The sequence below is a fragment of the Pectinatus brassicae genome (genome assembly GCF_014201835.1).
In the GTDB taxonomy this organism is placed as follows: domain Bacteria; phylum Bacillota; class Negativicutes; order Selenomonadales; family Selenomonadaceae; genus Pectinatus; species Pectinatus brassicae.
In genome coordinates, this window is the sequence record NZ_JACHFH010000003.1 from 46,039 (window position 1) to 59,898 (window position 13,860).

The window sequence follows — 13,860 nt, forward strand, 5'->3', positions numbered from 1 at the left end:
GCCCTGATAAATAAAAAGAGATCCGTTGGCTCGGAAGAGCTGACGGATCTCTTTTTTAGCATATATTAAGCAAAGGGATTTTCAGTTGGATAGAGCATACCTTTAGGCTGGTTGAATGCAATATCTTCAATGCCTAAATATTGGAAAATAGCATAAAGGGTTTTGCCATAGTGACCAAAAGCAACAGCACCATGATGCGGATATTGTTTTTGTATCAATACATGACGATAGAAACGGCCCATTTCCGGGATAGCAAAGATACCAATACCACCAAAGGAATTAGTAGCAACTGGAAAGATTTCGCCCTGGGCGATATAAGAACGCAATTGTCCACCAGCGGTGCTTTGGAGACGGAAGAATGTAATTTCACCATCAGCAATGTCGCCTTCAAGGGTACCGCGGGTAATATCAGGAGTTTCGCCGTTTTCGAGTAAGCGATTTTGGATAAGCTGATATTTTATGCCGCCTTTTCTTAATTTGCATAATGGAGTATTACCGCAATGGAAGCCCATGAAAGTATCTTCGAGTTTATAATCAGTAGTTTTTTCAATTGATTCAGCAAAAAGATCTTTTGGAACGGAATTATTGATATCAAGTAATGTTACAGCATCACCGCTTACGCAGGTTCCGATGTATTCACTTAGTGCACCATAAATATCTACTTCACAGGCAACCGGAATACCACGGGAGACAAGACGGCTGTTAACATAGCAAGGTTCAAAGCCGAATTGGGAAGGGAATGCTGGCCAGCATTTATTAGCGAATGCTACATATTGACGGGCACCTTTATGGTTTTCTGCCCAGTCAAGTAATGTCAATTCATATTGAGCCATGCGTTCTAATAAATCAGGATATGGATTGCCTTCTTTGCCTAATTCTGCAGCCATGTCTTTGATGATGTCAGCAATACGTGGATCATCTTTATGTTCACGATAGGAAATTAATAAATCAAGCTCAGAATTTTCTTCGATTTCAATGCCAAGGTCATAAAGTGGTTTGATTGGAGCGTTGCAGGCGAAAAAGTCTTGCGGTCTAGGTCCGAAAGTGATGATTTTGAGGCCGGATAAACCGATAAGAGTACGGGCGATTGGCTGAAATTCAGCAATCATGGTGGCTAGATCATCAGCAGTGCCTACAGGGTATTCTGGGATAAATGCTTTTATTTTGCGTAAACCGAGGTTATAAGAACAGTTAAGCATACCGCAATAAGCATCACCACGGCCGTTGATAAGATTTTTGCCGGTTTCTTCAGCAGCAGCAACATACATAACAGGACCATCAAAATTTTGAGCAATAAGTGTTTCAGGAGTTTCTGGTCCAAAATTGCCTAAAAATACGACTAAGGCATTGCAATTAGCTTCGTTAGCTTCTTTTACAGCTGCCAGCATATCATTTTCATTTTCTACGGTTTTTTGTACTTCGTAAATTTCACCGTATTTTTTAGTATAAGCTTCTTTTATCGCACTGCGTCTGTTTTCTGATAGGGAAATAACAAAACAGTCACGGCTTACGGAAATAATACCACATTTAACTTCAGGGATATTTATTGAATTCATTATTAAAAGCACTCCTTTGATGTGCACAAGCACAATTTGTTTATATAAAGAATACCATCTAATGATTTTATTGTCAATTATATATAATCGATATTTTCTGAATAAAAATATTTTTATAGATTAGAAAATTATAGAAATAATTAATTTCCTATAAATACAATTAAAAAAAAAGTAAAATTAAATTTTCAGAAAACACTAAATTAACAATTGACTCTTAAAATTTACTATGTTATTATAATAACAATAAATGTGTTCGAGCACGAAAAGGAGAGAAATATGAATTATTTAATTGGTATCGACATAGGTACTTCGGCAACAAAGACAGTATTATTTGATGAAAATTGCCAGGTAATAGCATCAGCAGCACAGGAATATGATTTATATCAGCCACAAAATGGCTGGGCAGAACAAAATCCTGCTGATTGGGCAGATGCTGTTGAATCGACGATAAAGACAGTAGTAGAAAAAGCTGGTGTTGCCAAAGAGGATATTAAAGGTATCGGTCTTTCTGGACAAATGCACGGACTCGTTATGCTTGATGCGGATAATAGTATTATTCGTCCTTCGATTATTTGGTGCGATCAGCGTACGGCCAAGGAATGTGCTGAAATAACAGAAAAAGTGGGAGCAAAACGTTTAATTGAAATAACAGCTAATCCGGCACTTACTGGCTTTACTGCGTCTAAAATATTATGGGTTAGAAATAATGAACCAGAAAATTATAAAAAATGTCGCCATATTTTACTGCCAAAAGATTATATTCGTTTCTGTATGACAGGTGATTATGCTACTGAAGTATCTGATGCCAGTGGTATGCAATTACTGGATGTGCCTAAGCGTAATTGGTCAAAAGAAGTCTTAGAAAAACTTGATATAGATATGGCATTATTGCCAAAGGTTTATGAATCACCGGAAGTTACAGGCACTATTAGTGAAGCATTTGCGCAAAAAACAGGATTATCTACAAAAACTGTAGTTGTTGGTGGTGCTGGCGATAATGCGGCTGCCGCTGTGGGAACAGGTATTGTTGTAGAAGGAAAAGCATTCACTACAATAGGAACGAGCGGTGTAGTTTTTGCGCATACTGATAATGTAAAGATAGATCCCAAAGGCAGAGTCCATACTTTTTGCTGCGCCGTACCAGGCTGCTGGCATGTAATGGGAGTAACTCAGGCCGCCGGTTTATCCTTAAAATGGTTCCGTGATACTCTGGCAGAAGATTATAAGCAGCAGGCACAAAAAGATAATATTGATGCTTATGATTTAATGAATAAAGCAGTGGAAAAAGTGCCGTTGGGCAGTCGTAAGCTTTTATATTTGCCGTATTTGATGGGAGAACGTACACCTCATCTTGATCCGGATTGCCGTGGTGTATTTTTTGGCTTATCAGCTATCCATACCAAAGCAGATATGATACGCGCGGTAATGGAAGGCGTGTCTTACTCCTTAAAAGACTGCAATAGCATATTGCAGGAAATGGGTGTAAAAGTAAATGAAATGATGGCTTGTGGTGGTGGCGGCAAAAGTCCTGTATGGCGCCAAATGCTGGCTGATATGTATGGTTGTGCTGTTAAAACAATTGCAGCGCAGGAAGGACCAGCTTTGGGTGTGGCAATTTTGGCTGGTGTTGGTGCAGGCATATTTAACAGCGTACCAGAAGCCTGTGAACGCTTTATTCAAACAGACAAAATATGCCAGACTAATACAGAAAATCATGCTTATTATGAAAAAGGCCATAAATTATATAAAAAATTATATATACAATTAAAAGAATGTTATCAGGATTTAACACAACTGTGATTTTATAATTAATGAATAAACAATAGTATATTTTAGGGGAGTAAAATGGTGGAAAATGTAGTTAAAACTTCTGCAGTCAACAGTGCGGCAGAGAAGAAAGCAGCAAGAGTCAGAGCCTTTATTTTCTTCACAGCAGGTATGGCTGGTTTGTTATTTGGCTTGGATCAGGGGGTTATTTCCGGTGCATTGCCATTTATCAGTAAAGAATGGGGGCTTAACAGCCAGCTGCAGGAATGGGTTGTAAGCTCTATGATGGTAGGTGCAGCTATAGGTGCAATCGTAGCGTCAATATTATCCTCAAAAATTGGTAGAAAAAAAAGTTTGCTGATTGGAGCTGCCTTATTTATCATTGGTTCTTTGGGATCAGGGCTGGCAGCAGGGGTGACAATGTTGATTAGTTTCCGCATTATTTTAGGTCTTTCTGTAGGGATTGCTTCGTATACAGCACCGTTATATTTAGCGGAAATGTCATCAAAGGAATCGCGCGGCAAGGTTATTTCCGGCTATCAATTAATGGTAACTGTAGGCATCTTATTGGCGTTTTTATCTGATACTGCTTTAAGTTACAGTGGTTCATGGCGTATGATGCTGGCAGTTATAGCTGTTCCGGCAGTTGTACTTATTTTAACGGTGTTTGCTTTGCCGGATAGCCCGCGCTGGCTGGCAGCAAAAGGACGGATTAAGGATGGCAGAAGGTATTGCATTCTTTGCATGCTGATAAAGAAGTGGCAGAATCGGAATTATCAGATATTCAAGAAACCTTAAAAGTTAAGCAGGCCGGCTGGTCGTTGTTTAAAGCCAATAAAAATGTTCGACGTGCTGTATTTTTAGGCGTTTTACTGCAATTTATGCAGCAGTTTACTGGTTTGAATATTATAATGTATTATTCACCAAAAATTTTGAGTTTAGCTGGTTTTTCGACAACTCAGGATCAGATGATTGGAACAGTAATAAATGGGTTGGTATTTGTATTAGCAACATTTATAGCAGTTGATATGGTTGATAAATCAGGACGTAAGCCGGCTTTAAAAATAGGGTTTGCTGTAATGGCACTTTCTATGTTTATTTTAGGAGGCTGTTTATATGCACTGTCTCAAGGCTCAACAGCTGGCTGGATACCTTATGCATCAGCTGCTATGTGTACATTATGTATTGCTGGATTTGCCATGAGCGCAGGACCTGTTGTATGGGTTTTATGCTCGGAAATACAACCGCTTAAAAGCCGCGATTTTGGTATAGCTTGTTCAACAATGACTAACTGGATTTCTTGTGCAATTATCGGGGCAACTTTCTTAAGTCTTGTTGATAATTTAGGTTCTTCGATGACTTTTTGGCTTTATGGTTTGATGAATGTAATATTTATTGTTTTGACAATTTATTTTGTGCCGGAAACTAAAAATGTTTCTTTAGAAAATATTGAAAAGAATTTAATGGATGGTAAAAAACTTAGAAATATTGGTTGTTAATTATATGAGGTGAAAATATGAAACAAGTAACAGATAAAGCATTTAATAAATATGGACGTGTGTTAGAGTTAGCTACTGATAAGTTTGTTCAAACAATAGAACAGGCAGCGCAGACAAAGGAAAATACCGTGGTTTATGAACCTTCTGTAGAGGTATTTGAAAAATTGGATATTTTTACTGATTTACAAAAAAATATCTATGGTGACATGCCGATTGAATTTGGTCATTGCAGTGGTTTTAATAAAAAACTTAATGCTGTTGAATATCACCGCTCATCAGAAATTGATATAGCCGGAACAGATATGATTTTAATGCTTGGGCAGCAGCAGGATATAGATTATAGTAATAATACTTATAATACGGAAAATATTGAAATATTTTTTGTACCAAAAGGTACAGCAGTGGAATTATATGCTACAACTCTTCATTTTGCACCATGCAGTGTAGATGGAAAAGAATTTCGTTGTGGCGTTATCTTGCCTAAAGCTACCAATGAAGCACTTAGCTTTAAACCCGAGCCAAAAGGAGAAGACAGACTGCTGTTTGCTGTAAATAAATGGCTTATAGCTCATGCTGATAGCGGCTTGCAAAAAGACGGCGCATGGATAGGGCTACAGGGAGATAATATTACTGTAACTGATTAATTATTAGCATATATAACACATAAGAATGCATAAAAAAACTGCCGCGGATGCGACAGTTTTTTTATGCGTTATTTTTTTCAATATCAGCGTATATTTTTTTTATTAAATTGTGTAGTGTAGTGCGTTCCTCAATAGATAATGACTGCAAAGCAGCATTGCGATGTTTTTCAACAACAGCAGCTAATTGGTCATATTGTGTTTTAGCCTGCTCGGTAAGAAAAATATTTTTTTCTTTATTATTATTGAGTCTTTGACGATAAATAATTCCTTTTTTTTCTAAACGTGATAATGTTTTAGATATAGCCGCTGGTTCAATATCAAGAAAAGCGGCGATTTCTGACTGCGAGATAGCCTCATGTTCTTTTACTATTTTTAAAATAGACCATTCAGAGCTGTAAATATCAAAATCACTGATGGAATTATTTAAAGTTTTAGCAAAAATACGTATAGTGCAGTGCAGACTATGGATTAATGCATCATCAGTATATAGTCGATTATTTTGAGACTTGGTAATGGCAAGCATCTCCTTTAGATTGCGAATATATTCTATATTTGTATTATATTATAGTCGGGTATTTTTGCCAATTAATCATTTGTTTTATCAGGTACATAAGTTTTTTTCTGTGTTTTTAAGAAATGCTGCAGGATGAAGAAAGCGATAAAAGCAATCATAGCATCGATTACATAAACATACATATGGATATAGCCAACTGAACCAGCAAGACTGCCTAAAATGATGATACCACCGCTGGTACCGATATCAAGCATATTATAAAAGGTAGCACTGGCAGAGCTGCGTCTGTCAGCATGTACTACATTGAGCATCCAGGTGAGCAGAGCCGGAAGGAGTAAACCACCTCCAAGACCATAAAGTACGGAAGCGGCAAGTAGTATTGGTAAAGTAGAGGCATTTATTATGATGAATAAGGCGCCGAGAAATAAAAAAGCACCAGGTAAAATAACCCAAAAGGCACCTTTACTATCAAATAAGCGACCACCAAAAGGACGTGATATAAAAACAAAGATAGTGCCAACGATAAAGAAAATACCAGCATCAGCTATGCCGGCCTGTTTGGCCATCATGGCAATAAAAGTATTTACACTGCCATAAGCAGCACCAAACAATATTGTTAAAATAGCGGGGATACCGGTACCACTTTCATAAATTCTATTTTTAATGGAAGTGTGCATAGCACTGGTAGGTAATTCGGGGATAATTTCTTTGGCACTGCAGGCTTTGGTGCAAAGTACTGATAATACGGTAGCAATAGCGGAAAAAGCAAATAAGGCAACGGATGAATAATCAGATAATAGCATAACACCTAAGGCTGGTGATAATGCCATAGCCACGGTGCTGCCTAAGCCGAAATAACCAATGCCTTCACCGCGGCGGGAGTCAGGAATAACGTCAGAAACGATAGCAGCAGCAAAAGTGGTGCTTAAGCCAAAACCGAAACCATGGATAATACGGGCGATTATAAGCATATCGATAGAGGTGAATACGCGGTAACTAACGGTTGCAATTATTGAAAGAAAAAGACCGATATAAAGACATTTCTTTTTACCTAAGGCGCGTACACCGGTATCGGTGAACAGGCGAACAATGATGGCGGCAAAGCCAAAAATACCGGTAACAATACCTATTTGTGAGCCAGTTGCACCCAAGGAGGCAGCATAGAGCGGCAGGGTCGGCAGCAAACAATGAAAACCTGCGAATAAAAAGGCATTGGTACCTATTAATGTAATGAAATTTTTAGTCCAAAGTGATTCTTTTGTCATGAAATATCTCCCTTGTTATAATTATAGTTAACTAGTTAAACATAGAAATATAATTAACTAGTTAACTATAATTCATAAATATAACACTAGAAATAAAAGTTGTCAAACTTTACCGTAAAATAAATATTTTTATTTTAAAAGCAAACAGGCTGCTATATATTTTTTAATAATGTATGGCAGCCTGTTTAATAGAAATATTTATTTTTTTATTCACAAGGTGTTAAAATGATTTTAATATTATCGTTTTCATTTACTGGCGCAGTAAATTCCACAGGAAGATTGTTTTTTAGGATTTGAAAAGTCATGCGGCTGTCGGGTTTAGGTGGAGTGTAATCAGCGGCTAACAGAACATCACTAATTATTGCCTGTTTCCTTTTGCCGGCACTGTAGGTAATGTTGTCAGCCTCATTTACGAGATAATCAGTCTGGACAATATTGTCATTGACAAGCAGAACATTATCGGAGGTTACGGGTACTAAGCAAGGACTATCATTGAATAAAACTGTTATATCGCTTGTCGTATTGTTGTTATTTAACAGAGATGATAAGGGCAGGCGTTTGGGTTCAGTAAAATCAATCTCATCATTTTCTTTAACAATGTCTGATAAATAAGCAGTTTTTCCATTTAAATATATTTGTGGAGAAGTTTGGTATGTTTTATCGATACCGTTTAATGTGTAGTGATAAATATTGTTATTTATATTATAATGGGCATATTTTAAAGCATTGGCAATGCTGGCTGGAGCGGGGAAAATAATATTGTCTTTATCATGAACAACGGTAGTGAAATCATTTATGGGACTATCATTGATAAGAACGGACTGCTCAACAGCAATTTTTTCACCATTTATATAAAGATTAATGCTTTGTGTTTCTAAAAATAAATCCGCTAAATGTACATTTGGTGTAGTGCCGTCACTGCCTTTTTCAATGCATATATGGCAGTTTTCTTCAATTTTATCACTTAAGGAAGCTTCATTGCCATTAAGGCTTATTTTAGCCAGTGTGCCCATGCTGCCGCTTAGAATATTTGATTCACCATTGATGTTGACCATGATGCCAAGGCCAGGTTTACCATTATACTTACGAAGATTTATACCAGCATTTAAAAGGGCATCAGAAATAGTAAGTTCGCGGAAATTGAACATATTGTATTCGATATCATTAATATATACGGATATAAGATTTAGGGTTTGGGTGCCCAAGGTTTTTAGTATTCCTAATGGTGTTACGGCATCAGGTGTTTTTAGCACATCAGGAATATTACTGATATTGTCAACCTTATCAGGTGTTCGTACAGCTACACGTGGTTCGGGCATATCAAGGGTATGAGCTACTTTAGCTGCTAAGTTTGGTGTTAAGGATCCGCCGCCTACCAGCATAATAGCTTGCGGGGCTTCGGTATTTAAAGCCGCTATTTGTTTGGCAATAGCTTCAGCTAAATCGGTAATATTTTTATCAACACTATTGATAATTTCTTCACTGCTAAGGGTATATTCCATACCTAAAATATCAGTGAAATGGATTTTTTCATCGGCAGTATTTATCAGCTGGCGTTTTATTTCTTCAGCAATATTAAAATCAAGCAGATACTGTTTAGAAATAGCTTCAGTTATTTCATCACCGGCCATTGGTACCATGCCGTAAGCAATAACGGAACCATCTTTGGTAATGGCAACATCGGAAGTACCGGCACCGATATCGACTAAAGCCAGATTTAAGTGACGCATGGTTGAAGGAATAAGTACATTGATAGCCGCAATTGGCTCTAATGTCAGAGCCTGCATTTCAAGATTGGCGGTCGTTAAGGCTGATTGCATGGAATCGACAACCTGACGCGGCAAAAATGTAGCAATGACACTAGCAACAGCTTGTTTACCGCGTTGTCCAATCAGGCTTTTTATTTTGGAGCCATCAAGCATATAGTAAACGGTGCTATAGCCAACACAATAATAAAAAGAACTGTCCTCAATAATGTGGGAAGCCGCCAACTTTTCCTGAGCGGCTTGAACAGTAATAAAATCAAGATGCTTTTCTTGTTCTTCGGTAATAATACCATTTATGTCCATACTGGCTTCGGCAGTCATTGTATACAGTGCTCGGCCGGCAGCGGCTACAGCAACTTTTTTTAAAGGACCGACTTGTTTTTCCAGCTTGTTTTTTACGGATGTTATTATTTCAGCAACTTGGGGAACATCATGAATCTGTCCGTCAAGCATGGAACGTGTCTTATGTTCCTGGCGCTCAGTGGCAATTATTTTAAGCTCGGATTGTTCATTTTCGGCAACAATACCAATTACACTTCTTGTTCCAATGTCTAGGGCAAAAACTTTATCAGCCTTATTTTGGGCATGTGATGCAGTAGGTCGATTATTTGTCCGTTTGGTTGCCGCAGGGGTTTTTCTTGTTCTCATATTTTTCCCACGTAAAATCGTGGATTGTCACCTCTTTTTATATAAATTGTAATATGTATAAATGAATTTTTACGAACAGTGAAACTAATAAAAATATTACTTTTAATTATAACATAAATAAAATGATAAATTATAAATATAATTTGTAAAATTTTATGATAAATGCAAAGGTAAATTAGCTATGCATAAGGAATTTATAAAAGACAGTCAATATATTTTGATAATTAATTAGAGGTGAGCGATATGGGCGAGAATAAAGAAATTATAACAGGCAGTGATTTTAAACGAATGATAGCTGGAGCCTATAGTGCATTTTTACTGGAATATGAAAATATAAATGCCCTGCAAAAGGCGAGTTTTTCTGGTGAGAAATATCCGGGACATAATTTGCTAAGGACGATGGGGGCTGCAGCAATAGCGTTAAAAAATAATGATAATAAGGGAATTGGTGCTGTTTCCAGTATGGTTAGTAATTGTGCTGTACTAGGAGCTCGTGGTAATTCCGGTGTTATTTTAGCACAAATTTTTCGTGGTTTAGCAAAAGGGTTAGCAGGAAAATACGAAGTAAACTCTTCCGTATTTGGCAAGGCATTTCAATATGGCATTTTATATGCGCACAGAATATCAAGTGGAAATACGGAGCATCCGATGATTGTAATTGCCAAGGCAGTGGCCAAGGGGGCTTATAAAGCAGTTCGGGCTAATAGACCTATTTCAGAAATTTTGACGGCAGCAATAACTGCGGGTGATGATGCCTTGGAACGGGAAAAAATAGCACAAAGGCACATTGAGGTTGGAGCTAAAGCTTTAATGGTATTGCTGGAGGGATGTCAGGCGGGACTTGATGGCAATTTTGTATCGCCGGCAGTTGTATTTTCGGCAGGTACAACAACGACACATACGGTGCCTAACCCCACAGAAGATATTGTTCATCCGTATTGTGTTCAGATGCGGATACGCAATTGCAAGGTTGGCTTATTGGAAGTAAAAGAAATACTGGGTAAGTATGGCAATATGCTTGTAATAAAGAAAAAAATGCATGATGTTTTCATTCATTTGCATACACAAAGTGCCGGGGTGTTGGCAGATCAAATAACAGGCTGGGGCAGTTCTTATGAGATGAGAGTAGACAATATGGCTGATTTGCATAAACCGCTGATTTTAGCAAAACCGATTAAGGATATATGTATTTTAGCCATAGTTAACGATGAAAAAATTGTTGAACAGGTAGAGCAGTATGGTGCTATGCCGATAATTGTTGATAAAGATAAAGGCTTGGCCGTAGGGAATTTTGTTAATACTGTACATAGCGATATTGCTAAGCGTTACATTATATTATCGAATGATAGTTCGCTTAGATTGATGCTATATCAAACCAAACGGCTTTTAGGCAAAAGAATACAAATTATATATAGTGAAAATACGATGCAGCAGTTAGCCGCATTGCAAGTTTATGACAGCGAGGAATCCTGGGAAAATAATATAAAGAAAATGGAAAATATAATTAAGAAGAAATGATAAATATATTGCATAAAAATTATTTTGTAGTAAATATGCAATAAAATAGAAGATTAATATTAGGGAAAATTGTAAAAAACAATTTACTGTTATCCACAACCTTATCTTGTGGTATAAAAATATCAGACACTATATTTGGTGTCTGATATTTTTATTATATAAGGGTAAATCCCGTAGTTATAAGGGAAATATCATATAATTAATTTAGGGAATTCAATATAAGGAAAATATAGCTGTGGATAAAATGAAATTATCTTGTGGATTAAAAAGTGTTTTAATATAAAAAGCAAATAAAGTTATGCACAGAATTATCCAATATGTGTATAACTTTGTGCATAACTCCATTATAATGAAAAATGGTTTTTTATACAAAAACTCAAGAAAATTTATGACAAAGGGACATTGCTTGTATCTAAAATAGGGATTTGTTATAATTGATAATGAATTTTATTGAAGTTATTGTTTTTGATAAATGGAGAAACAGATAGTAAATGACAGATGAATTAAAACAAAAATTACAAGGACGTATTATGGAATTAAAACGTCGTATGACTTATGATGCTAATGATTTGGAATATGAAACACATTTGCATATGATGCGGGATTTGCAGCGAATATTAGATATACAAAACAAAAAAAGTAAATAAATACATTAATAATATTGAGAGGGAGGCATGAAATATGCATCCACGTGTAGGACATATAAATTTTCTCAACTGCCTGCCATTGACATATAGCCTGCTTAAATGCGGCTATCACAAAGACATGTCTTTGGTTATGGCTGTTCCGTCTGATTTAAATAAGGCCATGGCTAATGAAGAGCTGGATATAAGTCCAATGTCATCATTTGCTTTTGCCCAGATAAGCGATAAAGCGATGCTAATGCCTAATATTGGCATTGTTTCTGATGGTGAAGTGCAAAGTATTATATTGGTATCGCGCAAGCCGATAAACGAGCTTAATCAGCAAAAAATAATATTGACAGCACAATCAGCGACATCACATTGTTTATTAAAAATCATTTTACAAAAAGCTTATAATCTGGTGCCGCATTATGAGATAAAAAAAATAGATCCCCGGCATTTATTTGAGGAAAATGATGATTATGCCGCGGCTTTGCTTATAGGTGATGATGCTTTATATGTAAACCACAATCATCAGGCTGGATTATATTATTACGATATAGGCGAACAGTGGAAAAAAATGACTGGTTTGCCAATGGTATATGCTGTTTGGGCGGTAAACCGCAATTTTTATCGGGAACACAAGGCTGAGGTAGCAGCAATATATAAACGATTGCGCGGCGGTTTTGATAATGGCATTAAAAATAAATCATTAATGCTTGATATGGTAAAGGAAAAAACGGTTTTTTCACGAAATCAACTAATGGACTATTTTGAAGTGATAAAATATGATGTGGATGAAGTGCGATTAAATGCATTGCAGCTCTTTTATAAATTGGCAGTTGAATGTAATTTGCTGGAAAAGATGCCAAGTATAGAAATAGTCGAAATATAATTGTGTGACTAAGAGGTAAATGTATGGGCGAATATCTTATTTGTGATAAATGTAAGTATAATGCTAATTCTAAGTATAGTTATCCATGTGCCAGCTGTAAGCATACTAATTATTATAAGTATTTTACACCGGCTGTTAATGAATTTATCGGACAATGTCCTATTTGCGGAACACCTTATGATGAGGGAGATGTATCCATTAGCCGTGATATAAACATTGGGCCGTACAGTGTATTGAAATGTACATGTCATAATGGCGAATGCGGACAGGTGAGCACTTATAAAATCGGGACATATATAGAAAAGAAACAGCAGTCATAAATTTTATGACTGCTGTTTCTTTTTTATAAATTGCAGATAATTATTTGTATCCAGAGCAACTAAAGCAATAGCGCGGGCAAAAGGGGTAAGCCATTGTAAAGCTGGCTGATCCATTATAATACCTGGTTCAATTCGGCTGATAAGATAGGGAAGCTGCGGTGTTATAATAATATGCCGTTCACCAATTTTTTCTTTAATAATCTGATTGAAAATATAATAATCATTATTGCTGTAACCACAGGTTAGTAAATGCGCCTTAGCCCAGGTCGGATTTTTTAATTTTACATATATCTTAGTGATGCCCCCGCTGTTATCATATTGTGTTTCAATATGATAAGTATTAGTATCAAATTCAATATCAATCCCGTTTTTATCAATAGTAAGTGGGAATAGATCTAAGATATGCTGGTACATGTCGGTACTAATAGCATTTTCGTCATAATGCTCAGTTTTACCATTATGAAGGGTAACATGAGAGATAGAATGTAAAGCAGCAGTAGCCATATAAAATCCTCCTGAACATGATAAGAAGTTATATTTTTTTGATATTCTTTTTTATATAACGGTCAGTGGCAAAATCAATCATTTCCTGCCAGGTTTTAAATTTAGTATTTTTAGCAACATGTTTATCCATTAATGTTTCTGATAAATCTTCGAAATCCTGCTGACAGGAAATAGAAAATTTGCCATTGGTTAAAAAACTGTCAAAGGACTTATAGCGGCTGTATTTTTTCATAAAGGTAGTATCGAAAACATCGTCAAAAACGAATGATATCGGTTGTGCTATATGCGGCAGTTGATAGTAACCATAAAGTTTTAATTTCATAATAATGACCTCACAAATA

14 protein-coding genes are annotated in these 13,860 nt (G+C 36.4%); 8 read left to right on the plus strand and 6 right to left on the minus strand.

Annotated features, from left to right (window positions below; genetic code table 11):
* Positions 1 to 65 precede the first annotated feature (65 nt).
* The gene (locus HNR32_RS01925) at positions 66 to 1,556 is read right to left on the minus strand and encodes an L-fucose/L-arabinose isomerase family protein (protein ID WP_183859118.1); all 1,491 of its coding nucleotides are present in this window, start codon (positions 1,554 to 1,556) and stop codon (positions 66 to 68) included.
* Between the two features lie 276 nt (positions 1,557 to 1,832).
* Here HNR32_RS01925 and xylB point away from each other — a divergent pair, with 276 nt between their 5' ends.
* The 4 genes from xylB to HNR32_RS01940 are packed head-to-tail and all read left to right on the plus strand — an operon-like array spanning position 1,833 to position 5,466.
* Positions 1,833 to 3,356: a xylulokinase gene (gene xylB, locus HNR32_RS01930; protein ID WP_183859120.1), complete on the plus strand. Its 1,524-nt coding sequence runs from the start codon at positions 1,833 to 1,835 to the stop codon at positions 3,354 to 3,356.
* A gap of 45 nt (positions 3,357 to 3,401) precedes the next feature.
* Positions 3,402 to 4,121, plus strand: coding sequence for an MFS transporter (locus tag HNR32_RS14325; RefSeq protein WP_311636284.1), 720 nt, complete (start codon positions 3,402 to 3,404; stop codon positions 4,119 to 4,121).
* Entirely contained in the window at positions 4,055 to 4,822 is a 768-nt protein-coding gene (locus tag HNR32_RS14330) for an MFS transporter (protein WP_311636286.1), read from the plus strand. Before HNR32_RS14325 ends, HNR32_RS14330 begins: the two co-directional genes overlap by 67 nt.
* 17 nt (positions 4,823 to 4,839) lie before the next feature.
* Positions 4,840 to 5,466 (plus strand): DUF4867 family protein, encoded by a 627-nt coding sequence (locus HNR32_RS01940; protein WP_183859122.1) that lies wholly within the window; start codon positions 4,840 to 4,842, stop codon positions 5,464 to 5,466.
* Between the two features lie 61 nt (positions 5,467 to 5,527).
* Here the strand turns inward: HNR32_RS01940 and HNR32_RS01945 are convergent, their stop codons facing one another.
* From HNR32_RS01945 to HNR32_RS01955, 3 genes are all read right to left on the minus strand, one after another.
* Positions 5,528 to 5,989: a MarR family winged helix-turn-helix transcriptional regulator gene (locus HNR32_RS01945; protein WP_221300536.1), complete on the minus strand. Its 462-nt coding sequence runs from the start codon at positions 5,987 to 5,989 to the stop codon at positions 5,528 to 5,530.
* A 62-nt stretch (positions 5,990 to 6,051) separates the two neighbouring features.
* On the minus strand, positions 6,052 to 7,245 hold the full coding sequence (locus tag HNR32_RS01950) for an MFS transporter (RefSeq protein WP_183859124.1): 1,194 nt from the start codon (positions 7,243 to 7,245) through the stop codon (positions 6,052 to 6,054).
* A gap of 206 nt (positions 7,246 to 7,451) precedes the next feature.
* Complete coding sequence (locus tag HNR32_RS01955; RefSeq protein ID WP_183859126.1) at positions 7,452 to 9,659, minus strand: cell division protein FtsA; 2,208 nt, start codon at positions 9,657 to 9,659, stop codon at positions 7,452 to 7,454.
* Positions 9,660 to 9,902: 243 nt separating this feature from the next.
* Here HNR32_RS01955 and HNR32_RS01960 point away from each other — a divergent pair, with 243 nt between their 5' ends.
* From HNR32_RS01960 to HNR32_RS01975, 4 genes are all read left to right on the plus strand, one after another.
* Positions 9,903 to 11,177: a DAK2 domain-containing protein gene (locus tag HNR32_RS01960; protein ID WP_183859128.1), complete on the plus strand. Its 1,275-nt coding sequence runs from the start codon at positions 9,903 to 9,905 to the stop codon at positions 11,175 to 11,177.
* A gap of 491 nt (positions 11,178 to 11,668) precedes the next feature.
* Complete coding sequence (locus tag HNR32_RS01965) at positions 11,669 to 11,824, plus strand: aminoglycoside phosphotransferase (RefSeq protein WP_183859130.1); 156 nt, start codon at positions 11,669 to 11,671, stop codon at positions 11,822 to 11,824.
* A gap of 34 nt (positions 11,825 to 11,858) precedes the next feature.
* On the plus strand, positions 11,859 to 12,695 hold the full coding sequence (locus tag HNR32_RS01970) for a menaquinone biosynthetic enzyme MqnA/MqnD family protein (RefSeq protein WP_183859132.1): 837 nt from the start codon (positions 11,859 to 11,861) through the stop codon (positions 12,693 to 12,695).
* Between the two features lie 23 nt (positions 12,696 to 12,718).
* Entirely contained in the window at positions 12,719 to 13,015 is a 297-nt protein-coding gene (locus HNR32_RS01975) for a hypothetical protein (RefSeq protein ID WP_183859134.1), read from the plus strand.
* A gap of 3 nt (positions 13,016 to 13,018) precedes the next feature.
* Here HNR32_RS01975 and HNR32_RS01980 read toward each other — a convergent pair whose 3' ends face one another.
* Positions 13,019 to 13,519 carry a hypothetical protein gene (locus HNR32_RS01980; RefSeq protein ID WP_183859136.1) on the minus strand — a complete coding sequence of 167 codons (501 nt, stop codon included), beginning with the start codon at positions 13,517 to 13,519 and terminating at the stop codon, positions 13,019 to 13,021.
* 28 nt (positions 13,520 to 13,547) lie between these two features.
* The gene (locus HNR32_RS01985) at positions 13,548 to 13,841 is read right to left on the minus strand and encodes a hypothetical protein (protein ID WP_183859138.1); all 294 of its coding nucleotides are present in this window, start codon (positions 13,839 to 13,841) and stop codon (positions 13,548 to 13,550) included.
* Positions 13,842 to 13,860 lie beyond the last annotated feature (19 nt).